19 protein-coding genes, 1 tRNA gene and 1 pseudogene are annotated in these 24,018 nt (G+C 65.0%); 10 read left to right on the top strand and 11 right to left on the bottom strand.

Going from position 1 to position 24,018, the window contains the following annotated elements; translation table 11 throughout:
• Nucleotides 1-134: 134 nt before the first annotated feature.
• A tRNA-Pro gene (locus IPM84_22375) sits at nucleotides 135-209 on the bottom strand.
• A 228-nt stretch (nucleotides 210-437) separates the two neighbouring features.
• Here IPM84_22375 and rpsF point away from each other — a divergent pair.
• The 4 genes from rpsF to IPM84_22395 all read left to right on the top strand — a co-directional run bounded on the left by rpsF (nucleotide 438) and on the right by IPM84_22395 (nucleotide 2,917).
• On the top strand, nucleotides 438-725 hold the full coding sequence (gene rpsF / locus IPM84_22380; GenBank protein ID MBK9095449.1) for a 30S ribosomal protein S6: 288 nt from the start codon (nucleotides 438-440) through the stop codon (nucleotides 723-725).
• Between the two features lie 90 nt (nucleotides 726-815).
• On the top strand, nucleotides 816-1,205 hold the full coding sequence (ssb, locus tag IPM84_22385) for a single-stranded DNA-binding protein (GenBank protein MBK9095450.1): 390 nt from the start codon (nucleotides 816-818) through the stop codon (nucleotides 1,203-1,205).
• Nucleotides 1,206-1,328: 123 nt separating this feature from the next.
• Nucleotides 1,329-1,652, top strand: coding sequence for a 30S ribosomal protein S18 (locus IPM84_22390; GenBank protein ID MBK9095451.1), 324 nt, complete (start codon nucleotides 1,329-1,331; stop codon nucleotides 1,650-1,652).
• Between the two features lie 26 nt (nucleotides 1,653-1,678).
• Nucleotides 1,679-2,917, top strand: a complete 1,239-nt coding sequence (locus IPM84_22395; GenBank protein ID MBK9095452.1) for a peptidylprolyl isomerase — start codon at nucleotides 1,679-1,681, stop codon at nucleotides 2,915-2,917.
• A gap of 86 nt (nucleotides 2,918-3,003) precedes the next feature.
• On the opposite strand, the gene IPM84_22400 is transcribed toward IPM84_22395, so the two are convergent.
• From IPM84_22400 to IPM84_22445, 10 genes are all read right to left on the bottom strand, one after another.
• Nucleotides 3,004-3,981, bottom strand: a complete 978-nt coding sequence (locus tag IPM84_22400; protein ID MBK9095453.1) for an electron transfer flavoprotein subunit alpha/FixB family protein — start codon at nucleotides 3,979-3,981, stop codon at nucleotides 3,004-3,006.
• An 18-nt stretch (nucleotides 3,982-3,999) separates the two neighbouring features.
• Entirely contained in the window at nucleotides 4,000-4,794 is a 795-nt protein-coding gene (locus IPM84_22405; GenBank protein ID MBK9095454.1) for an electron transfer flavoprotein subunit beta/FixA family protein, read from the bottom strand.
• 163 nt (nucleotides 4,795-4,957) lie between these two features.
• The gene (locus IPM84_22410) at nucleotides 4,958-7,384 is read right to left on the bottom strand and encodes a DUF2723 domain-containing protein (GenBank protein MBK9095455.1); all 2,427 of its coding nucleotides are present in this window, start codon (nucleotides 7,382-7,384) and stop codon (nucleotides 4,958-4,960) included.
• A 122-nt stretch (nucleotides 7,385-7,506) separates the two neighbouring features.
• Nucleotides 7,507-10,266, bottom strand: coding sequence for a hypothetical protein (locus IPM84_22415; GenBank protein ID MBK9095456.1), 2,760 nt, complete (start codon nucleotides 10,264-10,266; stop codon nucleotides 7,507-7,509).
• Nucleotides 10,267-10,540: 274 nt separating this feature from the next.
• Entirely contained in the window at nucleotides 10,541-11,680 is a 1,140-nt protein-coding gene (locus IPM84_22420) for a hypothetical protein (protein ID MBK9095457.1), read from the bottom strand.
• A gap of 2 nt (nucleotides 11,681-11,682) precedes the next feature.
• Entirely contained in the window at nucleotides 11,683-13,026 is a 1,344-nt protein-coding gene (locus IPM84_22425; protein MBK9095458.1) for a glycosyltransferase family 39 protein, read from the bottom strand.
• Complete coding sequence (locus IPM84_22430) at nucleotides 13,023-14,513, bottom strand: hypothetical protein (protein ID MBK9095459.1); 1,491 nt, start codon at nucleotides 14,511-14,513, stop codon at nucleotides 13,023-13,025. Before IPM84_22430 ends, IPM84_22425 begins: the two co-directional genes overlap by 4 nt.
• Nucleotides 14,510-15,541, bottom strand: coding sequence for a hypothetical protein (locus IPM84_22435; protein MBK9095460.1), 1,032 nt, complete (start codon nucleotides 15,539-15,541; stop codon nucleotides 14,510-14,512). The genes IPM84_22430 and IPM84_22435 overlap by 4 nt, the downstream gene beginning before the upstream one ends.
• Before the next feature lie 12 nt (nucleotides 15,542-15,553).
• Nucleotides 15,554-15,964: a hypothetical protein gene (locus tag IPM84_22440; protein MBK9095461.1), complete on the bottom strand. Its 411-nt coding sequence runs from the start codon at nucleotides 15,962-15,964 to the stop codon at nucleotides 15,554-15,556.
• Nucleotides 15,964-17,502, bottom strand: coding sequence for a cytochrome c biogenesis protein ResB (locus tag IPM84_22445; GenBank protein MBK9095462.1), 1,539 nt, complete (start codon nucleotides 17,500-17,502; stop codon nucleotides 15,964-15,966). The genes IPM84_22440 and IPM84_22445 overlap by 1 nt, the downstream gene beginning before the upstream one ends.
• A gap of 284 nt (nucleotides 17,503-17,786) precedes the next feature.
• Between IPM84_22445 and IPM84_22450 the strand changes: the two are divergent.
• The 6 genes and pseudogenes from IPM84_22450 to IPM84_22475 all read left to right on the top strand — a co-directional run bounded on the left by IPM84_22450 (nucleotide 17,787) and on the right by IPM84_22475 (nucleotide 23,977).
• Nucleotides 17,787-18,281, top strand: a pseudogene (locus tag IPM84_22450) (NADH-quinone oxidoreductase subunit B).
• Nucleotides 18,282-18,746: 465 nt separating this feature from the next.
• Nucleotides 18,747-20,516, top strand: a complete 1,770-nt coding sequence (locus tag IPM84_22455) for an NADH-quinone oxidoreductase subunit D (protein MBK9095463.1) — start codon at nucleotides 18,747-18,749, stop codon at nucleotides 20,514-20,516.
• 56 nt (nucleotides 20,517-20,572) lie between these two features.
• Nucleotides 20,573-22,021, top strand: a complete 1,449-nt coding sequence (locus IPM84_22460) for a 4Fe-4S binding protein (GenBank protein ID MBK9095464.1) — start codon at nucleotides 20,573-20,575, stop codon at nucleotides 22,019-22,021.
• A 208-nt stretch (nucleotides 22,022-22,229) separates the two neighbouring features.
• Entirely contained in the window at nucleotides 22,230-22,376 is a 147-nt protein-coding gene (locus IPM84_22465; protein ID MBK9095465.1) for a hypothetical protein, read from the top strand.
• On the top strand, nucleotides 22,376-22,606 hold the full coding sequence (locus IPM84_22470) for a hypothetical protein (GenBank protein ID MBK9095466.1): 231 nt from the start codon (nucleotides 22,376-22,378) through the stop codon (nucleotides 22,604-22,606). Before IPM84_22465 ends, IPM84_22470 begins: the two co-directional genes overlap by 1 nt.
• Before the next feature lie 54 nt (nucleotides 22,607-22,660).
• On the top strand, nucleotides 22,661-23,977 hold the full coding sequence (locus tag IPM84_22475) for an NAD(P)/FAD-dependent oxidoreductase (protein ID MBK9095467.1): 1,317 nt from the start codon (nucleotides 22,661-22,663) through the stop codon (nucleotides 23,975-23,977).
• Nucleotides 23,978-24,018 lie beyond the last annotated feature (41 nt).

The raw sequence follows: 24,018 nt of genomic DNA on the forward strand, positions 1-24,018 counted from the left end.
GCCCATCGCGCCGCGGGCGTCCAGCGGAGAGAATCACGTGTGGGCAGAGCACATGCCATCCCATTGATCAAGTGGCTGGTTTTCTATGCACAAGGCTCACCAGCAAGCTGGTGAGCCTTGTTGCCATCGTCGTGTCGGGGCGAGAGGATTTGAACCTCCGACCTCACGGACCCGAACCGTGCGCGCTAGCCGAACTGCGCTACGCCCCGAACAGGGCAAACTATACCACATTACCCCTGTTCCGCAAAATTGGCCGGCCAACGCGCGGGGCCTATCCTGCCCCGGCGGCCCGCTGACACCATCGCGTTGAGCGTCTTTGCCAAATCAGGGGCCTTATGCTAAACTAGTTTCGTTCGCACGAGGGCCACAAGCCCTCGTTCTTTCTGCCCGCGGCCTGACCGGGGGCAAACCCATAGAAAGGAGGCACGCGGGCCTCTATGAACGAGTACGAACTGATGATGATTGTCCGCACGGAGTTAGACGAAGAGGGTGTCAATACGCTCACTGAGCGGATTGCCGAATTCATTCGCACAACGGGTGGCGAAGTCATCGAAACCCAACTGTGGGGCCGCCGTACGCTTGCATATCTCATTCGCAAGCAGCGCGAAGGAAACTACATCCTGATGCGAATACGGTTGCTACCATCGGCCACAGCAGCGCTTGAACGATCGCTGCGTCTCAACGAAAACGTGCTGCGCCACTTGCTCACCACCAAGCCGGTGTAGGCATATCGGCCTTGAGAACGTCAGCCCTCTCCGGGGCAGCGTACTTCTCCGTTTGGCATTGACGGGGAATGATGATGAGGAGCCAGACACATGCCACGAGGTTTGAACAAAGTCATGATTATCGGCCAGATTGGCCATGATCCTGACATGCGTTACACACCCAGCGGCAAACCCGTGACGTCATTCAGCGTGACTGTAACGCGCACCTGGGTGACGGCCGAGGGGGAACGCCGTGAGGCCACCGAATGGTTCAACGTGGTGGCCTGGGGAAACCTGGCAGAAATCTGTAATCAATACTTGCGCAAAGGCCGGCGCGTCTACGTGGAAGGGCATTTGCAGACCCGGAGTTGGGAAGACCAAACCGGGCAAAAGCACTTCCGCACCGAGTTGGTTGCCAATGAGATGATCATGCTCGATGGCCGCCCCGGCAGCAGCGAAGTTGATTATGCCAGCAGCGATGAAGAAGAGAGCAATTACTAATAGTCTATCCGAATAACTACTTTCGGGCGCCTTATCGAGGCAAATGTCAGGTTATTCGGAGAGGCACCAAGTTAGAGCAGGAGTAAGACTGTGGCTACGAATTTTGACATCGTAGATGATGATTTGGATGAGCCGGGCGATGAGCGCGGCAGTCGGCCGTTCGGCAGCCGCCCTCCGCGCGGCCGTGGCGGGCCGCCCGGCGCCGGCCCTGGCGGACGGCGCTTTGGCGCCGTGCGTCGCCGTGTGTGCGCCTTTTGTGTGGACAAGGTTAAATTCATTGACTACAAGGCGGTGGATGTCCTGAGCCGCTATGTGACCGAACGCGGTAAGATCCGCCCGCGTCGCAAAACCAGCACCTGCGCCCGCCATCAGCGCGAACTGACGGTCTCGATCAAACGCGCACGCTATCTTGCCTTGCTGACGTATGTCGGCGGGACACAAGGTTAATTCTCTAACCAGGAGCGCCAGGCTGCATGGCAAAGCGAGATCGTTCGGTCAAAGAACCGACCAAAAAACAGACGGCCCTCAACCGGCGCGAGCGTGAGCTACAGCGCCGCGTCCTGCTTGGCGTTGGCATTACCGGCGCCCTTGTGGTCATTCTGCTGGCGACCGGGCTGCTGCAGCAGTTAGTCCTGATCCCCAATTCGCCCGTGGCCAGCGCCAATGGCGTAAAAATCACGACCGACCGCTATCAGGCCCGCGTCAAATATGAGCGGGCGTTACTCGTGAATCAACTGGCGCAATACCAGCAGATTCAGGAACAGCTCGACCCAGGCGGAACAAACAACTTCTTCGGCTCCCAGATTCAACAGCTTGAGCAGCAGTTGAGCAGTCCGGAGACGTTGGCGCTGAGTGTGCTCGACAACATGATTGATGAGACACTGATTCGTCAGGAAGCCGCCAAGCGCGGCCTGAGCGTGGACCCCGCTGACCTGCAGAAGGAAGTTCAGAAGAACTTCGGTTACGAGCCAGACGCGACCCCGACTCCGATCATGACGCCAGCTACGATCACCTCGACCCAGGTGGTGACAACCTCTGCCGGCGTGACGGGGACCCAGGTGGTCAGCGTCACGGTGACGCCTGCACCGACCGCCACCCCGTACACCGAAACTGAGTACCAGCGTATCTACAAAGAGACGTTGGACAATATCAAGCAGTCCTCTGGCGTGACCGAGGCCGAGTTCCGCGCCCTGACGGAGAGTCGCCTGTTGCGCACCAAACTGCAAGAGATGGTGACCGCGGACGCGCCCACGACCGAAGAGCAGATCAAGGCGCGGCATATCCTGGTTTCGGTGGCGGACACCGCAACCGATGACGAGAAGAAGGCAGCCGATGAGAAGATCAAGGCCGCGCTGGCGCGTCTCAAGAACGGTGAACTCTTCGACGCGGTGGCGAAAGAGGTCTCCGACGACAGCACGGCCGCCAATGGCGGCGACCTGGGCTGGTTCGGCAGGGGGCGCATGGTGGCCGAGTTCGAGGACGCGGCCTTCAAGCTCGAGGTCGGCCAGTTCAGCGACATCGTGACGTCGCAGTTCGGCTATCACATCATCATGGTGACGGAGAAGGACCCCGCCCGCGCCCTGGATGAGAGCGCCCTCGGCGCCAAGAAGGATCAGGCGTTCGAAGAATTCCTGACCAAGCTGCGCGATGAGAGCACGATCGAACGGACGTGGAATACCAGTAAGATTCCGCCCACGCCGATCGGCGGCTAGTTTTCTTGCGCCACACCATGTAATAGAGAGAGCCGGGTTTCCAAAGAAACCCGGCTCTTTTCTTCTGATGCGATCTGCAGAATGGACTAACCCAGACGCTTCTTCGCCTCAGCGGTCAGTGCCGGCACGATCGTGAACAGGTCGCCGACGATGCCGTAGTTGGCAATGCCAAAGATGGGCGCTTCGGCGTCCTTGTTGATCGCCACGATGACCTTGGACGACCCCATGCCGGCCAGGTGCTGGATGGCGCCTGAAATACCGCAGGCCACATACAGATCGGGGCGCACGGTCTTGCCGGTTTGCCCAACCTGGTGCTTGTACGGAATCCAGCCCGCATCCACGGCCGCGCGGCTGGCGCCCAGGGCAGCGCCCAGGGCATCGGCCAATGCCTTGATCGGCGCAAAACCTTCGGCGCCCTTGACGCCGCGACCGCCGGAAACGATGATGCGCGCATCGCCCAGGCTGATCTCGCCACCGCCGACCACCTCGAAGCTGTTCACGCTGGTCCCGGCCTGTCCTTCGGCCAGCACCGGCGCCACCTTGACTACCTTGCCCACCAGACCCGGATTGGCTTCGGGCGCCGGGAAGGCGCGATTGCGCACGCTGGCAATCTGCGGATCGGCTTTGCTGACCACATCCACCATGATGTTGCCGGAGTAGATCGGCCGCGTCGCCAGCAGGCGCCCGTCACGCAGCGCCAGATCGAGCACGTCGGCCGCAACGCCTGTGTTCAGATCGCAGGCCACTGCACCGCTCAGGTCGCGGCCGCGCCCACTGGCCGGGAAGAGCACGATGGTCGGCTTGACCTCGCCAATGACCTTCTTGATCACCTCGGTGTACGGATTGAGACGGAACGATTTCAGGCTGGGGTCATCGCACACGTAAACGGTGTCGGCCCCATAGCTGATAGCCGCCGCGGCCGCGGCATCCACACCGCTGCCCAGGACAATGGCGCCGGTTGTGACGCCCAATTCGCTGGCCAAGGCGCGCGCCTTGCCCAAAACTTCCCACGAGGTGCTGGTCGGTCTGCCCTCGAACTGTTCGACCCAAATCATGACTGACATAGTGATGTCCCCCTTCCTTTAGAGTACCTTGTCGGCTAGCAGCCGATCCATCAGGATGGAGGCTTGCTGCTCCACAGTGTCGGCCTTGATCATGACGCACTCGGTTGCGCGTGCCGCTGGCTTGCGCATGTCAACCCAAACCATGACCGACCCGGCCTTGCCCACCTGACCCGCGCTCAGGCCCAAGTCACCCCCGGTCCAGGACGGAATGATGGCTTTGTTGGCCTTGCGGATGCCCATGAAACTGGGATAGCGTGGTTCGTTGATCTCGCGGGCCACGGAGAGCACCGCGGGCAGCGTGGCTGTGGTCGTCTCTTTTCCCTCTTCCATGCTGCGCTCCACGGTGATTTTGCCACCGCTGATGTCAACCACCTTGGTGACGCCGCTGAGGTAGTTGGCGCCCAACAGGCGCGACAGCCCCACCGACACCAGGCTGCTATTGCCATCCACCGCCTGTTTACCGGTGATGATCACATCGGCCGCGCCATTCTTCTTGATCGCGGCTGCCAGGACACGGGCTGTTGCCCAGGCATCGCCATCTTTGAATGCCTCGTCGGACAAGAGCACCGCATTGGCAACGCCCATCGCCAGCGCAGTGCGCAGCGCGGCGACCGCCTGTTCCGGGCCGATGCTCACCGCGGTGACATCACCGCTGAAACGCTCGCTCAGACGGATACCCTCTTCCAGGGCAAACTCATCCCAGGGGTTGACAACCATGGTCACGCCTAACTCGCCTGACTTGACACGCGTCAAATCAACCTTGGGTAATTCCGCCGTGTCAGGCGTCTGCTTGACGCAAACAACAATCTTCATACACCTCTCCCTTTGATTGGCCGGGGGAATCGTGAGTACCGAATTATGTGGATGATGCACCCATCAGCACGATCGTTCACAAGTTTAACATCATCGCGGCTGCCTGCCATGAGGAAAATCATACAGAGGCAGTATATTAGCGGGCAGGCGCAAGGCCGTGCCCCTACTCTCGACGTGCCAGGAAGGTGACCTCTTGCAGAAACAGGCTCTCTCCTTGTTGTGACACCGGCCCATCCGTGATGATCAGGCGCTCACGCGTGGTCTGATCGTACATGCCGCACACCAGGGTGTAGGTGCCGGGCGCCATGTCGGACGGCAACAGCAAGCGGTGTTCGTCGCGGATCGCCTGCCCAGGCACCCAGATAGAGGTGGAAGCCAGCCCCTCCGCGGGTTCGCCGTCGTGTTGCGCCACGATATTCCCACGGCGGTCGAGCAGATGAACGAACACCGTGTAGTCTGTGTCAACGTAACGGGTGGCATGCCACTGCAGGATGACCTCCAGCGCGGTATCTGAGCGGCGCAGCGAATAGCCGAGCAGAAGGATGCGATCGCCCAGTTCCACGTTCAGCGGCCGTTCGGGGTCCGTGGCCGGTCGGGCGACATCGGGTAACATGCCGATCTTGCCCAGGGTCAGGGGCGGCGCCATTTCTTGCACTGCGCCGGTGACCTCGTGTGTGCGGTACATGCCGGCCAGTATGGTGTAGGCGCCAGGCTGCAGCGAAGATGGCAGGGTGACGGTGAAGACATCGCGCAGCAATTCGCCCGGCCGCCACAGGCTGGTGGGGTAATAGGCGCCGCCGGCCGGATGATCATTGCCCTGCGCCACCTTGTCGCCGGACGCAGCGAGTAATTGCACGAAGCCGGTGAAGTCGGCATCCAGTTTTTGCTGCGGCTGCCAGTAGAGCGTGACGACCAGGGCGCCTCCCGGACGCAATTGATTGTTGGGATCGGCGCCATAGCCGATCAGGCGCAACGCGTCGCCCAGGCCCAGGTCAAGCGGGCGCTCCGGGGTGCGCGTCACCGCCGGCCCATTCACGCGCACCACCTGCCCCGTGGCGGTCAGGTCGAACTTCACATCCAGGCCCGGCATCGGTTTGATCAACACCACCGGCCGGCCGTCGCCCAGACTCAAGGCACTCTCCACGACACGGGCCACATCGCTAAATCCCGAACCGGGCATGATCTGTGGGAAGAGGCCGGTCAGGTCTTGGTGCTGGCCCCGCACGAGCTGGTAGTACCAGAGCGGCGTCATTTCATCACGGTCGTTGCTGACCAGGATGGCATTGGCCGGGATTGGTTGGCTGAGAATCTGCTCCCACCACACCGCCGCCTTGTTCTGCTGGCTCAGGTCAAGCAGGGGAAAGCGCCAGACCAGCCACGCGAGAGGCCACACGAGCAGGACGGCCGGCACGATCAATGGCAGTCGCCCGATCTGGCCGCGCGCCAGCCGCGCGCCCGTTTGCACCAGCGCGGCCAGGCCGATCGCCAGCCAGATGCCGAGCACCAGGTAGACCGGGATGTACAGGACGGCGATGTCGCCGATGCCATAGAAGAGATTGAAGGCGAGCAGGCCCAGCAGGGCCGCGCCGGTCAGGGTCAACATGCCGCGGCGTTGGTGCAGAAGCAGATGGAGCACGCCCAGGGCCGCCAGTGCCAGGCCCGCGGCGCCAAATTGCTCTCTGGCCCAAGTTAGCGCCTGGGGCAACTGCGCCAGCGCAGCCTCTGGTGTGCGCAAGGCGCCGGCAAAGCGCACGCCGGTGGTCCATTGCATGAAGCCGCTGAGGCCCGATTCGTACAGTTGCAGCGCATGGCCGTTGCTCAATTCCACGCGGGCGTAGGGGGTGAACTGCGCACGCCAGGGAATGGTCAGATAGAGCAGCAACGGCAGGCTGGCGCAGAGCAGCAGGATCGTCAGGCGACGCAGCAGCAGGGCAATGGCGGGTTGCACGCGCAGCATGAAGAGCATGACGGCCGGGGCCAACAGCACCGTGGTCTGATGATGCGTCAGGCTGAGGCCGAACATGACGCCAGTGGCGTTGAGCCAGCGCCCCGCCGTGGCCTGATCGGCGCGTTGGGCGGCCGCCCAACGCAACACCAGATAGAGGACGGCCAGCATCAGCACCGCGTTGAAGGTGTAAACTTCGGCAATGACCGCCTGCGACCACCAGGTTGGGGAGACCGCCAACAGCAGTGTGGCAAACACGCCGCACAGCCACCGGCTGCCTGTTGACTGGGTGGGGAGGACGCGCAAGAGCAGGTGCTGCGTCACCAGGAAGAAGAGGCCCAGCGCGACACCGCCCCACAGCACCGAAAAGGCGTTGACCCGCGTGGCCGGTTCGGGCCACCACGGCGTTGCCTGCGTCCACAGCCAGCCCAGCGCGCCAAACAACGGGTAGCCGGTCGGGTGGATCAGGCCGCCGATGGGCAGGGCAAATTGCAGCTCACCGGAATCGCCGAACAGCAGCCCCGGCGCCATCGTGGCCCCGTACAACGCCCAGCCGCCGACCATCAGCGCCAGGGCCAGCCAGCGCTGCGCCGGCGGCCCATCCACCGACTTGGTTGTTGCCTCGTCCAGTTTTTCCATGCTCATGGTTCATCCTCACGGATGCATTTTCATCCTGAAGCGCAGCCCACGGGGATGGGCCTTGCCTGGGTTGCCGCGACTCCAGCGCGTGCTTGCAAGCGCCAGGTCGCCGGATCGAGTCACAACGCTCACTGCACGCGCACCCAGTCCAGGGCGAAGGCCAGCGGCCGGGCGTCGCCGCCCACCTTCAGATAGGCATCGCCGGGCGCCCAGGCTATGGCGCCGACGCCATTCCCCGCGCCTTGCACACCGACCGCGGCCAAACTGGCGCCGGCCGCCAGATCGGCCGGCAGCCCCAGACGCCCCAGGGCCGCGCGTGCCGCCGCGGTCAGGTGCCGCGTCGCATCTTCTTTCGTGGCAACCACCACCACGCGCCCGGCCGGCACCTGCGCCAGGTAGGCGGTCAGCGCCTCGGCCTCGAAGTCGTTGGCCGCGGTGTCGAAGCCGCGCTTGTCCAGCAGCGCGCCCGTCTTTTCATCCAGCACCGCCAGGTTGATGCCGCGGCGGCCGGCCGAGGCATCGAATCGCTCGCCCTCTGGCCCGATCAGGGTAATGAAGGCTTCGCTGAAGGCATGCACCTCGATGATGACCGGCGCAGCCACGCCAGTCGCACCGATCAGGGCGCTCTCCGGCTGCGCGTTGCGCGGGGCCTGCGTCCAGCCGCTGGTCAGGCTGATGATGCTGGGGCCGCTGCCCCCCGTCTCCTGGACATCGGGCACGTCGAACGTCAGCTCCTGCCAACCTGGCGTCAGGCTGCGCTGGCCCAAGGCGCGGCCGTTCCAAGCCACCGCCAACGTTTGCCCAGGGCCGCCGGGGTAGCTGTAAGGCGTGACCCGCAGCGTCAGCCGCAGCTTCTGACCGGGCTGCGGCTGCACCGGCAGGAAGAGCTCAGTCTGGCGGCCGGTCATCCAAACCGCGCTGGCGCCGGCCAGATCGGCTTCATCCACATCCCAGTGGTCGCCGCGGTAGGGCAGGGTGTCCTGGCCGCCAAAATCGAGCTCGAACGGCAGCGGCGGGGGCGGCGCCTGCACCCGGTAGACCTGCACGCCATCGGCCTCGAAAATGGGCTGCGGATCAACCGGCAGCACCTGCAGGGCATAGTCCCGCGTCGCCTGCCAGGTGTCCACATACGGATAGCGTCCTGGCACCGGCGGGTTGACCACCAGGTAACGCACGTTGAGCAGGCTCATCAGCGCCGCGGCCTGATCGCGGGCAGCCTGATCGAGCGCGGGCGCGGGCGTTCGATACATCTCCAGGCCGGTCAACGCCTGGAAGAGCGGCAGGCGCTCGAAATAGTCGAACTTGAAGGGCGGATTGCGCACCGCGTTACCGCCGATGATGGGCTGACCGTGGAGATGTTGGTACCACTGCACGCGTGTATCTTCGGAGCCGAAGACACGAAAGCCGTTGCGCCAGCCCAGCGGCAGGGAGAGCACCGCGAACGGTCCCGGCTCCTGCGCCAGTTGGCTGTAGACGGCCGGCGGCCGCGTGTCGGTCAGCGGCAGGGGCCAGGCGAGATGCTCGAAGAGCACCGCGGCGGCCAGCACACCGCTCAACCCCGCGATCAGAGGCCGGCCGGGCCGCCAACCCGCCAGCCGCGTGCGCAGATGTTGACTGCCCACCGCGGCCAGCACCGCCAGCGCCAGCATCAGCGGGATGCTGAAGCGGTTGGGCGTGCGGTTGGCGTTGATGAACGGCAGGTAGTGCAGCAGGGCAAACGGCAGCGGAAAGGTGACGCCCTCCGGCAGCAGGTTGTCCAGGTTGAAGCGCCATTGGCCGTTGATTTGCAGCAGGGGGCCGAGCGAGAGCAGCGCGCTGAGCAGGGCCAGGCCGATCCAGCCGGCCAGCGCCTGCCAGGCTGCCAGGCCGGACTTGCTCCAGCGGGCGGTCAGGCCGGCCACGAGCGCCAGCGCCAGGGTCACGATGCCCACGAAGCCGGTGTTGACATCGCTGAAACGGGCGCTGCCGGTTTCAGCCGCGCGCAGCGCCTGCGGCCAATTTTGCCCCAGCAGGGGATGCAGCGCCACCGGCGTGACGAAGCTCGCCAGGTCGTTGGAGAGCTTGAGCGCATCGCCCCAGCCCTCCAGGCCGTAGCGGCCGCCGAGCATCTCGCGCACGGTGGGCAGCAGTAGATAGCCGCTGACCAGCGCGGCCACCGCGCCGGCGAGGGCCAATCGGGCCAACTGCTGTCCCCAGGTCGGGCGGCGGGCAGGCGGCGCGGCGTTTGGCCGGGGCTGCATGGGCAGCAGCACCAGCAGCGCCAGCGCCAGGAAGACGGCAAAGGTCATGTCGGTGAGCAGGAGGAAGCCGCTGAAGAGGCCGGCCAGCACGGCCGCGCGCCAGGCGGCGCGGCCGTCGGCCTGCGCAGCCTTGAGAAAATAGAGCAGGGCAAAGGGCAGCCATTGCACGCTGGCGATGTTGTAATGACCGAGGGCCTGGTAAACGGCCCGGTTGGCGCCAAACGCGTAGATCAGCCCGGCCAGCAGCGCGGGGAAGAGTGGCGCGGGCGGGCGTTGATCCGCCGAGCGCAGCAGCCAGCGAGTTAGAAGAAACGCGCCGTAGCCGCTCGTCAGCGTGGCGAACCAGAGCATCAGGTTGCTGGCGAGGGGCACGTTGCCCGCCAGTTGCAGGGGCAGGCCCAGCACGGCATGAAAAAAGTTGTAGGTGTAGAGAATCAGATCCAGGCCAAGCGGATAGAAGAGCAGGTTGGTGTGCAGCGGGCTGCTGTGCAGATCCAGCGCAGCCGTTTTGAACCACCAGGCGCTCCAGAGGAAGGTGTATTCATCGAACGCCCAAGTGGCGCTGCCCGGCACATGCGTGGTCAAATGAGTGACCAGGGGATAGGTCAGGGCCAGGGTGAGAAAGGAAAATAATGTCAGAGCCGCCATGTGTGGTCGGCGCCTGATGAACGACAACAAACGCATACCTGCCTCGCACAACGAGATAAGGCTATGTTACCACAGGCGTGGACAGGTGACAAGGTGGGATGAGGACAGCAGCTCCAAATGTAGCACACATTCAACCACAAAGAGCACATGCGGGGGTTGGTGAACACAAAGAAACGGCAGATCAGACGCAAATCGGCAACTTCTCTGCGTTCTTTGTGATCTCTGTGGTAAAAACCAGGCTACATTTGGAACTACTGGGATGAGGATGTTGGGATCACTGTGCGATCGTCAGCGTGGTGATCTCCACATGATTGCCCGCGGCCTGGCCGGATTGATCGAGTACGGGCAGGCGCTGCCCGCTGGGCGCGTGGTACAGGCCGGTGATGAGGGTGAGCGGCCCGACTGGCGCATTGGCCGGTACGTGCAGGATGTAGGTTTCCAGGCTGCCTTCGCCCGGCCGCCAGAGGGAGGTGGGGTAGCGACCGCCGGTCGGCTGATGATCGTCCTGCGCGAGGATGGCGCCATCTGCGGCCAGCAGATGGACGAACGCGGTCAGGTTGAGCTGCTGCGCCGCGCGGGCAACCCAGACCAGGGTCACGGTCAGCGGTTGGCCCGGCGTGATCTGGTCGGGCAAGCCGGCCGCGGTCAGGATCATGCCCTGGTCGAACGCGGCCGCCACGCCCGTCTGCAGCCCGGCGACTGCAGCCCGGTCGAGCGCTGCGCCCAGGTCGGTCGGCGCGATGGGGACGCCCGGCCCGATCTGCGCCTGCACGCCGCCCTGGCCGCGGCCGGCTACGGGCAGCCAGGCGTCATCCCCCGCGCCGAACGCGCGCACCTGCACCATCAGCAGGTAGCGGCTGGGCCGCACGCCCTCGGTCGGCGGGTTGAGGATGATGATCTCCTGGAACGCGTCGCCGGCGCGCCAGCGGTCGGTGGGCCAGCGGCCGTGGGTGGGCGCGTGGGTGTGTTCGGCCAGCAGCGCGCCATCGTCAGGATGGCGCAGCGCCACGGTGACGCGCCAGTCCTGCGTTGGCGCCAATTGCGCTCGCCAGGTCAGCGTGACGGTCACCGGCTGGCCGGGCGCGTGGCGGGAATCGTCCACCTGCGCCTCGAGCAGCGCCAGCTCTGCGCCGAAGAGGATCGGCGTCGCGTCCGGCGGCAGTGCGGCCAGGGCGGGCCGGCCAAACGCGGGCCGGATCAAGCCCAGGGCCGCGGCCAGAGCCAGCAGAAACGTGGCCGCGGGGATGAGCATCCAGGAGGGCCGGCGGGTCGGCCAGAAGCGCCGCGCCAGTTCGTGCAGGCCGGCCACGAAGCCGATGGCGAGCGGACCGATCACCGGCCACAGCAACCGCGCCTGGTCCGTGCCCAGGGCCAGGCCGGTGTACTGCACCAACGTGGCGAGCGACAGGACCACGCTCAACGCCAGCAGCGCCGCCAGACGGACAGCGCCGGATGAATCCGGCGGTACGGAGGCAGGTGGCTCGAACCGGGGGTCGCGCCGGGGGGGGGGGGGGGCGGGCGACAACAACTCCTCGCCGCGGCCGCGGCGGCGCGGGGCGGTCGCCGTAGGTCACGCCTCCGGCGTGACGGCGTCGTCTGCAACAAATCATCGTTCCCCGGTAACTGCCCAGGTTGCGCGCGCCGCTCGAGCCGTAGGTCACGCCTCCGGCGTGACGGCGTCGTCTGCGACAAATCATCGTTCAACTGCCCAGGCTTACGGAATCCATACAGCGCAAGCCCCGCCAGCGCGGCCAGGCTGGGCAGCAGGAGCAGGGCGTAAACCCAAGCCGGATATTCGATCTGCCCGGCCGCGCCAAATTTGCCCCAGAAGGTCTTGAAGAGGCCGCTTGCCAGCCAGACCAGCACGGAGAAATCAACCGGCCCCTGGCGCACATCCACCGTGGCGCGCACCAGCGGCCAGCCCAGGAGATCATGATACAGGAACCAGTTGCGCAGCAGCCAGGGCGCGGCGAGCAGAACGGCCGGCGCCAGGCTGAGGCTGGCCGCAGCCAGCCTGGCCGTCCACGAACGCCAACCCGGGCCTGCCAGTACGACGGCCAGGGCGGCCACCGGCCACAACGCCAGCAGGCTGACCTTGGCCAGGAGACCGAGGCCGAGCAGGACGCCGAGCGCCAGCCCGCGGCGGTGCGTCCAACCGCGGGCCGCGATGCGCAGCGCCAGCAGCAGGCTGAGGGTTCCCAACGTGGCCGCTAGGTTGTCGTTGCTGACCGCGCCGCTGCTGAAGAGGAAGCCGGGCAGGAAGCCGACGAAGCCGGCCGCGGCCAGCGCCAATGCGGGCCGACCGGGCGCCAGGGTGCGCGCCAGGGCAAAGACGCCCCAGACGGTGACGGTGCTGAGCAGCGCGGAGAAGAAACGCAGGAGGTGCATGGCGAGGCTGCCGCCCTGCCAGGGGAAGTCTTCCAGGCGGGTATGGATGAAATGGTTCGGGTAGATGGCATCCGGGCCATGCTGGGCGTCTGGGTTGGCGCGCAGAAAATCGAAATCGAGGCCGGTCCACGCGGTCAGCGCCGCGCCCAGGCCGTGGTAGAGCGGCGGATGTTTGCCCTGGGTGATCGCTGGCCCCACCGGTAGCCGGCCCTGTGTGCCGATGAAGACGACGTAGGCGTAATGATCGGCCTCGTCGGGCGCTTCACCCAGCGGCACGATCAAGCTGAAGAGGGTCGCCAGCGCCAGGTGAACGGCGAGCAGAAGCCGGAGCGGTGAGCGCCAGGGTGGACGCGGCTGGGCGGTCGGCATCAACGCACCGTGATGCTTCCCAGGGGAATGCGCTGATCGGGCACAGGCGGCGTCACCGGCAGGTTGCGCAGCGGCTGCGGTTGATACATCCCGGCGCGCAGTTCGTAGACGCCGGGCGGTAGGTCGGCCGGCAGGGTGATGAGATGGCGGTCGAGGATCAGTTCGTTCGGGTGCCAGCGGGTGGTCGGGGTGAAGCCGCCAACCGGCGCGCCGTCCTGCTGAGCGCGCACCGCGCCGCCCGCGTCGAGCAGGTGAACGAACACCTGGTAGTTCTGATCGGTGTCGCGCAGGTTGAACCAGTAGAGCGTGACGGCCACGCGCTCGCCGGGCCGCGCCTGCCCGGGCAGATCTGCGCCGATGAGGAGCGCCTGATCGCTCACCGCGCTGGACAGGCGCTGCGGCTGCCATGCGGCCGTGAATTGAACCAGCGCCAGCAGCGGGGCCAGGGTCAGGGCCGCCACGATCAGCAGACCGCGGCGGTCCGCCAATGACAGCCCTCCGGCCAGCAGCAGCCAGAGCAGGCCGCCCCACCAGGTCAGGGCGGTCAGCACGCCGGCCACCTGGCGCGGCAGGGTCGCTTCGAAGGCCATTTCCACCATATGCCGCCCGGCCGGAATCTGCGCTGTCACCAAGCCCAGCTCGCCGCTGGCGCCGGTCGGCACGCGTTGACCGTCCACGCGCACCTGCCAACCGGGGAAGTAAAAGGCGTGCAGGCGGATCGTCTGCGCCTGCGGGCTGTCCAGCAGCAGGCGGTAGGTCAAGGGGCCGCGTGCCAGCAACACGATGTCCGGGATGGCCGCGGGCGCAGGGCCAGCCTGCGGTTGCGCGGGCGGCCGGCCCAATGCCCAGCGCTGTTCTGTCACCGTCACGGGCAGAAACTCGCCGGTCCAGGTGGCGCCCACCTGGCCGTTGGCGGCATCTTCGGCCCACATCTGTTCTGGCGTCACCTCATCCGGACTGCGCGGCAGCACGCGGTAGGGGAGATCGGCCAGGCTGGTCCACAGGAGCAGGATGACGATCGGCAAGGCCAACGCGGCCTGCCAGCGCAATCGGCCGCCGCTGAGCCAGGGCAGGGCGCCCAGCACCAGCGCGCTGGTGAACGCGGTCATGCTGAGCCAGCGCCAGGGGTATTGCAGGCGGGCCAGCAGCGGTTCGGCCAACTGCCACAGGGGCAGCGAGGGCGCGGTCAGCATGACCAGCGACAGCAGGCAGGCGATGACGGCAAAGATGAAGAGGGCGACGCGCGGCGAAAACGAGAGTTCAGGCGACGCGGCGCCATCGAGCGATTGAAATCGCGCCTGGTGGGCGTTCCGCCGGGCGTCCACCTGCGTGGACGCGAAATCGGTCGGCGCAGGTTCAGGCGACGCGGCGCCATCGAGCGATTGAAATCGCGCCTGGTGGGCGTTCCGCCGGGCGTCCACCTGCGTGGACGCGAAATCGGTCGGCGCAGGCCGACCTTGCGGCGGAACGCCCCTTCGCCCCGAATTCATTCGGCCGCGCGCAACAGGCGGAGCAGGGCGCGGCCGCTGGCTGCGGCCACGGTCAGGAGCAGGAGGAGGGCCATGAGCAGGCCCAGGACGTGCTGCCAGGGTTGGTCGGCCGCCAGGCGGTAGACATAAGTCAGGGATCGTCCCACCAGAAGGGGCAGCAGGTGTTGGCGGTAGCCGGTGGAGATGGGGTCCGCGCCCAGCTTGACCGCGCCGGCCTCCGCGATGACCGGCAGCCAGTAGAAGGCGGTTAGGCCCAGGGCGGCGCTGAAAGCCGTCGCGGCACTGAGGATGCGGCGGCCGGGGGCAGATGTTCCACCCAGGCAGATCACCGCGCCGGCCCAGATGGGCGCCAGCAGTAGGGCGGTCAGGTGATGGGTGAGGATGAGTCCGGCCCAGGCCAGGGCATGAGCGGCCCAACGCCAGGCCTCACGGCGGGGTGTGCGGCCGGCGGCGTCGCCGGGCAGCAGGGTCAGGAAGATGAGCGGGGGCCAGACGAAGGCCAGGTGTTCGGCCAGCGCGCCGCGCAGCAGGCCATCGGCCAGATGATAGGGGGAGTAGGTGTAGACGGCCGCGGCCAGCAGCCCGCCGGCGTCGCCCCACCAGCGGCGGGCAAAGGCGAACATCGCCAGCGCCGGCAGGATGAATCCCAGGGCGAAGACGATCTTGGTGGCGGTCAGGGCGCCGAACGGCAGGAAGGGTACGGCCAGGTAGTAGCTGAGCGGGCTGTAGAAGTGCAGCACGGGCTGGCCGTAGCCGAAGCCGAACTCGGCAAACCAGCGTGGGTAGAGCAGGCCCTGACCGATGGCATCACCCAGGGCCGCCACGCGGTAGAGATGAAAAAGGCCGTCGTCAGAGGCAAAGAAGCCCGGTTGCAGGAGCGGCAGGCAGGCGGGCAGGCTGACGAGCAGCGCCAGCAGCCAGACGATCCAGCGGCGGCGCGGCGCGGGCCGGCGCAGCACGCGGCCGCCCTCCCGGAGGGGGCCAGGCGGCGGCGCGAATGGAGCAAGTGCAGGCAGCGTGGTTGGCATGGCCGGTGTGACTCAGCGGGTTAGGGCGATGATGAGCAGGCCGGCTTCGACGAGGAAGAAGGCCAGGGTGATCAGGCTGAGCGCGGAGAGCTGTCCGCGGGTCAGCGCCAGTTGGAAGCGGCTGCGGCGATAGGCGAGCAGGAGCAGCCAGAGAATGAGCGCCCAGATCATGACCGGTTCCCATGACCAGTAGCCGCCGGTGCGCTGCGCGTGCAGCCAGAAATTGAGCGTCAGGGCGGCGGTCAAGGCGAGCAGGCTGATGCTGCTGAGACGCCAGGCGCGGCGAGCCGGGCCGGACAAGCCTTCGAGGAAGGGGCGGCGGCCGGCTGACAGTTCGAGCAGCAGGCTGATGCTGCCAACCAGCACGGCGAGCGCGATCAGCGCCCAGACGGCCCATTGGGCCAGCGAGGTAACGGCGCCCATCAGAAGTCACTCCCGGACGCCGCGCGCGGCGCGGTGTCTGCGTGCAACGGCGTGCCACTAGCCACCATGCCGGCCAGGGCGTCCTGCAAGGCGGCCAACTCGGCGCGCGTCCACGGTCCGCTGCCGAGCAGGGCCAGGGTCGCGGCGGTTTCGTCAGCCTGACCATTGAGCCAGGCCCAGGCGCGGGCAGGCGGTTGACTTTGCGCCAGCAGCAGGCCCATGAAGGTCAACAGGCCGCCGATGAGGGCCAGCGGCAGGCCGGGGTCGAAAATGGCGGCGAGCTGAACGTAGCGCGTGGCCGTAAAATGGAAGGTGTCCTGGGTGGTGGGGTCGGTGACGGCCGTCTGGGCGTGCTCCTGCAGGAAGGTGCTGAAGACGGGGGTCTCGCTGCCCAACGTCAGGGCCTGTGCCAGGAAAACCGGGCCGGCATAGCCTTGCTCAGGCAAGCTGGCGTAGTAGACCAGGCGCAGAACCTGGCTGCGCAAGGGCAAAGCCAGGCTCTGTTCGATCTGCGCCCGATCGAAGATCAGCGTTTGCTGCGTAGCCTGGTTGCCGCTGGTCAGCGGTCGTAGGGAGAGCGGCCGGCCATTGCTATCGGTCACGGTGACTTGCAGCGCGGGGCCGCTGCCTGTGCTAAGCAAGCGCAGCCCACGCGGCGCGGCCGCGGCCTCCGGCCCCAGGCTGACCGCGTCCGCCTGGCCGCCGACGGTGACGGTGAGGTGAGATGTGCTGCCGATGTCGCTGGCTTCGAGGGTGATGCCGGGACGGGCGCGCAGTTGCCAGGTTTGGCCGGGCGCCAGGTTGATTCCCTGCTCGCGCCAGCCGCCCTGTTCGCTGACGAACAACGCCAGCATGACCAGGAGGGGGCCGAGATAGCTGAGGATGTTGCCGATGGCGCCCCAGGCGCCGCGCGTGGCGTGGATGATGATGCGTTGGCTTGCGCCAGGCTCAGCGCCGTCGGCGGCCGAGGCTCCGCTGACCACGAGGCGAAAGCGCGAGCGCAGCTCGGCCATCAAGCAATCTGCCGCGGTCGCGGGCGCGGCGGGCACACGCACCTCGGTGATGACGAGGCCGCTGGGGGGCAGGGGCGAATCTGCGGTGGGGTGTCGCAGGTTGATCCAGAGCAGGTATTGATCGGCCAGGCGTACCAGGTTGTGGATGGCAAGGGCGGCCAGCACGAGGCGTAGCCAGGTGGCCTGCCCGATGGTGAAGAGGCCAAGCGCCAGCCAGACCGATCCCCACACCCCATAGGGCGCCGCGAGTTGCTGCAGAGCGCGTTGGTAGGCAGGCGTGTCTGGTGTGACGACTCTTGGCGCCGACGCGGTGGTCAGTTGTTGGGGCAATTGGGGCAGGGCGGAGGCAACGGCCAGACCCAGGATGAGGGGGATGACCAACAAGAGGAAGGTGCGACGCGATCCGGCCAGGCGCCAGAGTCGCGTCAGGCGATCGGGCGACGCGGTTCTCTCGTGAGTCAACGGGTCAGTCGAATCTGTGCGCAAACCAGCCACCCCATCCCAGGCATCGCGTGATGAGCGCATGATACCTTCATTCACACGGTCAGTCAAGCTCACAACGTGGACGCCAAATTGTTTGACAAAGTGATAGCGGACTGGTACAATTTTCACAAATTCATGCAGCGCAAAGGCGCATTTTAATGTCGGGATGTCGGGGACCTGGCCCACGCAGGTGGACTTTGTACTCGTTGCAGCGACTTACAGTCGCCCGGTCTGCGCCGAGGCCCGCGTCAACCTGCGTCAACCTGCGTCAACTCGCGTCAATCCGCATCAAGATGAAAGGATCCGGTATGAATGGAAGCAATGTGATGCCATCGTCAGGTCCGACCGCAGTCGAAATCCCGCAAGACCTACAGCAGAATGTCTTCATCACTACCCTCGACAAGCTCTACAACTGGTCTCGTGCCTCTTCGATGTGGCCGCTGATGTTTGGCCTGGCCTGTTGTGCCATCGAAATGATCTGTACCGCCGCCGCACGCTATGATTTGGCCCGCTTCGGTATGGAAGTGATGCGCCCTTCACCCCGTCAGAGCGACTTGATGATCGTTTCGGGCACCGTGACCAAGAAGATGGTGCCGCAGATCGTGCGCATCTACAATCAGATGGCCGAACCGCGCTACGTCATTGCGATGGGGGCGTGCGCCACCGGCGGTGGTCCGTTCAAAGACGGCTACAACGTTGTCTCTGGCATTGATAAATACCTGCCGGTGGACGTGTATGTGCCGGGCTGCCCGCCCACGCCCGAAGCCTTGCTGCACGGCTTCATGAAGCTGTTCGACAAGATTCAGCATCAGTCCATCACCCAGGTTCCCTGGTACCGTAAGACCGAGCCTTATATGCCACTGGTGCCGGTTTTGGGGCCGGACATTTTCCGCCCTGAGGACGCCGAAACGATTGCAGCGATCTTGCAGGCCAGGCGGGCGCCGGCCGCGCCCGTCGCGGCGCTAACCGCCATTGCGCCTGATGTCAAAGCGGCCCCGCCGCGGGCCGCGGTTGCGGCTGCGGTCGCGGGCAAGGCGGTGGCGCGCACCATCAGCCCCGAAGAGCTGGCGGCTCGTCAGGCGAAGTTGGCGGAGCGCAAGGCGGGCTGGGCTGCGGCCGGCAAAAATGTGCTGGGCGATGAGCAGATCAATGACCGCATGGAAAAGGCACGTCGCGAGGCCGCGGCGCGCAAGGCACAAGAAGGCGGGCAGTAGACGGACGATCTCAAGCCGTCGCGCTGGCCCGCTGTACGATGACCGGCGCGTGCGGAGAAGGATGAAAGATCAATGGCTGAAGCACGAACGATTGACAGCGCCGACCTGACCAATGCCGTCCCTGGCGCGGTGACCGCAACGTTGCCCAATGGGGATTTGGTCGTTGCGCGTGAAAAACTGATCGAATTTTCCACCTACCTGCGCGACAAAGCGGGTTATGATTACCTGTCCAATGTCACCGGGGTAGACTACCTGGGCTACAAGGGCCGCACCGAAGCCGACCGTTTCGAGGTGGTGTACCATGTCTTCTCCACCAAGCAGGGCGGCGGTCCGGTGACGATGCACGTGCGCGCACCGGCCAGCGATCCCTCTGTGCCGTCGGTGATCTCGGTTTGGCCGGGCACTGACCTGCAGGAGCGGGAAATCTGGGACTTGTACGGCATCCGCTTTCCCGGCCACCCCAACTTGCGCCGTATCTTGTTGTGGGAGGGCTTCGACGGCCACCCCATGCGCAAGGATTGGAAAGAGGCCTATTTCGAGGACGACAAGAAGCCGTTCAAGAGTCGCCATCCCGATGGCCATCACACCTGGGCAGAAACACGCACGCCCTGGGCACACAATGTGGCCTATGCGAGCGACTTCGATCCGCAGGAGTGGCTGCAGCCGGCCACGCAGTTCCGCGCACCGGTGACCAGCGGCGCGGCTGGACAAAATGGTCACGGCGCCGACATGAAGACCGAGCGCATTGTGGTCAACATGGGGCCGCAGCATCCGAGCACTCATGGCGTCTTTCGCATGCTCGTGGCCCTGGAAGGCGAAACCATCACCGCGCTGGAGCCGGAGATGGGCTACCTGCACCGCAATCACGAGAAGATCGGCGAGCGCAACACCTACATCCAGAACATTCCCTACACCGATCGCCTGGACTACATTTCGTCCATGTCGAACAACTTTGGCTATGTGCTGACGGTGGAAAAGCTGCTGGGCGCGCAGTTCCAGCCGACCGAGTATGCCAATTATCTGCGCATCCTCATGGTCGAGCTGACGCGAGTCATCAACCACATGTGGGCCATCGGCTTCTTGCTCAATGACCTGGGCGCCTTCTTCACCCCGGCGTTGTACGCCATTCGCGAACGTGAGCTGATCCTTGACCTGTTCGAGGCTGTGTCAGGCTCGCGCATGATGTGCAACTATATGCGCTTCGGCGGCGTAGCCCGCGACCTGCCGGCTGGCTGGCTGGATGAGTGCAGCAAGATCATCAATCAGCGCCTGGATCGCAAAATTGATGAGATGGAATACTATCTGACCCATAATGAGATCCTGGTGGCGCGCTGCAAGGGCGTTGGCTATCTGTCGCCGGCGGACGCGGTGGCCCTCAGCACGGCCGGGCCGGTCTTGCGTGCCTCTGGTGTTCCCTACGATGTGCGCAAAGCCGATCCGTACTCCATCTACGACCGCTTCGATTTCAAGGTGGCCTGCTTCGATGGCTGTGATGTTTACGCGCGCTACCAGGTGCGTATCGAAGAGATGCGCCAATCGGTGCTTATTCTCAAACAGGTGCTGCAACAGATGCCCAAGTCCGGTGAGATTCAGGCCGGCAAGAAGCAATACAGCATCCGCGTGCCAGAAGGCACAGCCTACGGTCGCGTGGAAGGGCCAAAGGGTGAGCTGGGCTTTTACGTGGTGAGCGATGGCACCGGCAACCCCTGGCGCTATCGCATCCGCGCCCCAAGCTACATCAGCCTCAACGCCTTGGGGCCAATGTGCGTGGGTTATAAGGTCGCTGACTCGGTCATCGTCCTCGGCAGTATTGACATCGTGCTGGGCGAGACCGACCGCTAGCCAACGGCCGCGTTGAGCCGTGGATTTAGCCATTTTTGGACTGAGCTGGGGGTGCTATGTTTGGATCGGGAATTCTCAAGGGCCTGGGTGTCACGTTCAAGCACCTGGTTGACACCTTTACCGACGACGTCAAGAAGATTCCGAGCCGCTATGCCGGCCTGAACGGCGACCGGCAGTTCATTGACCAGCCCTGGAATGAAGAGGGGCTGTTCACGATCCAGTACCCGGAGGAAAAGCGCGTCATTCCGGAGGGTTTCCGCTTCATCCCAATGCTGCTGTGGGACACAGCCAAGAGTGAAGACCGCTGCACGGCCTGTGGCATCTGCGCCAAGGTCTGCCCACCGCAGTGTATCTGGATCGTACGCGACAAGGACGAAAAGGGAAAGCCGGTCACGCGGCCGGCCGAGTTCTACATTGATGCTTCGATCTGCATGAGCTGCGGCTTTTGCGCCGAGTTCTGCCCGTTCGACGCCATCAAGATGAATCACGACTACGAACTGGCTACCTTCGACCGCTACCCGCGCCTAATCTACGACAAAGAGACGCTGACGGTGCCGATCGAGTATTACGCGCGCCTGTGGCCGGCGCAGTACCAGGAAGAAGAACGGGTGCGCGCCGCGGAAGAAGAGGCGAAGCGCAAGCAGGCCGAAGAGAGGGCCAGGGCCGCCGCGGCCAAGGCTGCTGCCCCGGTTGCGGCTGCGGAAGCGACACCGAGCGCCGCAATGGCGCCAACCGCGCGCCCCAAGATGACGCCAGAAGAGATCGAGGCGCGCAAGGCCGAGGTGGCCGCGCGTCGCGGGGGCGAGGCTAGCGCTGAGGCTGCAGTGGCGCCAACCGCGCGCCCCAAGATGACGCCAGAAGAGATCGAGGCGCGCAAGGCCGAAGTGGCCGCGCGTCGCGCGGGCGAGCCTGCGCCAACCCCGGCGCCCAGCATCGCTGCGCCGGTGGAACAGGCGTCCAGCATCGCCGCGCCGGCGCTGTCACCGAACGTGACGGCGAGCATGACGCCGGAAGAGATCGAGGCGCGCAAGGCCGAAGTGGCCGCGCGTCGCGCAGGCGAGCCTGCGCCAACCCCGGCGCCCGGCATCGCTGCGCCGGTGGAACAGGCGTCCAGCATCGCCGCGCCGGCGCTGTCACCGAACGTGACGCGGCCGCGCATGACGCCGGAGGAGATCGAGGCGCGCAAGGCCGAAGTGGCCGCGCGTCGTGCGGGCGAGCCTGCGCCTACGCCGGTTGCACCCACGCCCATGGCGGCCAGGTCGGATGAACTGGAACTGATCGAGGGCATCGGGCCGAAGATCGGCGCCGCGTTCCGCGCGGCCGGCATTACCACCTTCAAGCAGCTCGCCGCGACGCCGCTGGAGCGCATGAAGGAAATCCTGGCCGCCAACAGCCTGCGCGCTGATCCAAGCACCTGGGCCGAGCAGGCCGCGCTGGCGGCCGCCGGTCGCCTGGAGGAACTGCAGAAGTTGCAGGATCAGCTCATCGCCGGACGGCGCGACTAGAAACACAACCCCCCGATCACGCACCAAAAACCTTTGGAGCCAGGCTGGTTCCAAAGGTTTTTTTGATGTATGCACCGGCCTGATTTTCACGCCGAAGGCGCCCGGCAAAGGGGCGATGTCATCATTTGACTTTTGCCCGTTTTTTCGATACTCTTTACCCCTCAAGCGATTCTGACGCATAATGCTGAGAACGATTCGGAGAGGCACCATGATTGCTCCAAAAGCTGAGATCATTTTTCCACCCAAGCTGATCCCCCATCTGCGCGACCTGCGCGGGGATGAATGGCGCGTCCTGGTGGATCGCGTCACGCCCCTGTCCGAGATGGATCCCGATAGCCTGGCCTTTCGCTGCTGATGATTCGCCTGGACGGCTGCCTCAAGTGTTACGCGGGCAGCTACAAGTTCATGCGCGGTTGCCAGTTGTGCGCCGTGCAAACCATCACCCAGTATAAGGGCAGCGACAGTCAGCTCCTCAAGGAGTATCAGCGCGCACAGGTTGACATTGACGATTACCTGAGCGGCCGTCGCCGCGTGTTCACCGAATCGTTTGCTGATGACGGCGAGGCGGACAAGCTGGCCGCGTAACGACCAGGCGCAAGTGGCATCTGAATCTTAGACTTCCAAAGTCTGAGGAGCGATATGAACGAATTCTCTGGCACAAAACGTGTGGGTATCATCGGCGCCGGCATCGCCGGACTGGCGGCCGCGTATGACTTGACGCGCCAGGGCTGCGCGGTGACGATCTTCGAGGGCGCACCGGTGGCCGGTGGTCTCGCTTCTGGCTTCAAGGCCGACACCTGGCAATGGCCGCTGGAACGCTTCTACCACCACCTGTTCACCTCCGACAGCGACATCATCCGCCTGACCCAGGAGATTGGCTGCCAGGACCTGCTCATCTTCCGCCGCCCCATCACCTCGATGTGGTACCAGGGCAAACCCTACGCCTTCGACTCACCCTTGCGCCTGCTGGCCTTTCCGCACCTGGACTGGCCCAACAAGTTCCGCATGGGTTTTGTCTTCGCCTACCTGCGCTATGTGGGCAAGAACTGGCGCGCCTTCGAGCAGACGACCTCGCACGCCTGGCTGGACCGCTGGATGGGGCCGCGCGGTTACAACATGCTGTGGCGGCCGATGTTGGAGGGCAAATTCGGCGATCACTACCAGGAAGTCAACCTGGCCTGGTTCTGGGCGCGCATCGTCAAACGCAGCCCGCGCCTCGGCTACTTCCAGGGTGGCTTTCAGGCCTTTGTAGATGCGCTGATCGCCAGGGTCACGGCCCAGGGTGCGGTCGTCCACCTCGATAGCCGCGTCACCAACGTGCGGCCGGCGGCCAACCGGACACTGATCGTCAGCCATGACCGCGGCGAAGACACCTTCGACGCGGTGATTGCCACGGTCAGTCCCAGCCAGATGGCAGCCCTGGCGCCTGACCTGCCCGCGGCGTACCTGGGTCAACTAGGCCAGCTCAAGAGCATGGGCGCGGTGGTGATGACCCTGGCGCTGAAGCACAGCCTGATGCATGACACCTACTGGCTGAACATCCCGAAAGCCGAGGGTTTCCCCTTCCTGGCGCTGGTCGAGCACACCAACTACATCGAAACGACGCATTACGGCGGCGATCACATCATTTACCTGGGCGACTACCTCGATCCCACGCATCGCTACTTCAGCCTGAGCGATCAGGAACTGCTGGCGGTTTTCTTGCCCGCGCTGGCGCGCATCAACCCGGACTTCCGGCCCGACTGGGTGCGCGAGGCCTGGGTACACAAGGCCACCTACGCGCAGCCGGTGCCGCCGGTCAACTATTCTGCCATGATCCCGCCGCTGCAAACACCCATCCCCGGCCTCTTCTTCGCCAGCATGAGCCAGGTCTACCCCTGGGATCGGGGCACCAATTATGCGGTGGAAATCGGCCGTCGGGTGGCGCAGCAGGTTCAACTTTCAACACAAAATTAGGGCTTGTCAAAGAAAGAATAGGGTTCCCGTTTTTTCCGCCG

It is taken from the genome of Candidatus Amarolinea dominans (assembly GCA_016719785.1).
Classification (GTDB): domain Bacteria; phylum Chloroflexota; class Anaerolineae; order SSC4; family Amarolineaceae; genus Amarolinea; species Amarolinea dominans.